The following is a 659-nucleotide window of genomic DNA, read 5'->3' as shown; positions in this document are numbered from 1 at the left end:
CACCACCGGCTGGGGACTACCTTGCAAGCCCACCGTCACGCGCGGCTAACGCACACGAGTCCACCGGCCGATAAAAATCGCCCAGTACACGTGTCCATCATGCGCGTGCCGGGCGACTTTCACTTTCAGTGTTTAGGATGCTGCGAGCTTTTGGGCGCGCTGGTAAGACACTCCGAGGACTGTTCCCATATCTCGCACGGTCATTCCAGCGTTTCTCATTGCAACAGCGAGGTCATGAGTGCTTGCCTGTGCCGCAGCGGTCAGTCGTGCCGCTTCTTCGCGTTCTTTTTCGGCGCGAGCTTTCATTTCCGCAAGGCCCGGTGGGAGAACAACATCAACAACAATGTTGAGTTCGTCTGGGTCTAGGCCTGCCTGAAAGGCCAGTGCTTCGCGCATCTCGTCGGCAGCATTAGCCAGCCGCTTAGTTTGGGACACTGCCCCAAGTTCGGCGCATTCGAGTACCCATACTCCGCTGGTTCCGCGTTCTGCGGTTACTGTGTATGTCGTGGTCATTACCTCCACCAGCCTTTCCCTAATTCTTGGGCGTATTGGTCGAAAAACTTCTTGACTGTCACATCGTCAATCTCACGGTGCCTACCTAAGGTTCGGGTTGTGTTGCCTACCCGATAAGCGTCATGGCGCGATAAGGCGATTTCCTC

The 659-nt window shown here is 56.1% G+C and carries 1 protein-coding gene; it reads right to left on the bottom strand.

The features are described 5' to 3' along the window. Positions 1-132: 132 nt before the first annotated feature. Positions 133-513 carry a hypothetical protein gene (locus HMPREF0308_RS12685; protein ID WP_005532314.1) on the bottom strand — a complete coding sequence of 127 codons (381 nt, stop codon included), beginning with the start codon at positions 511-513 and terminating at the stop codon, positions 133-135. Positions 514-659: the final 146 nt, after the last annotated feature.

Source organism: Corynebacterium striatum ATCC 6940, assembly GCF_000159135.1.
GTDB lineage: Bacteria > Actinomycetota > Actinomycetes > Mycobacteriales > Mycobacteriaceae > Corynebacterium > Corynebacterium striatum.
Note: the sequence above shows the minus strand (reverse complement) of the source record. Positions and strands in the feature narration are given on the sequence as shown.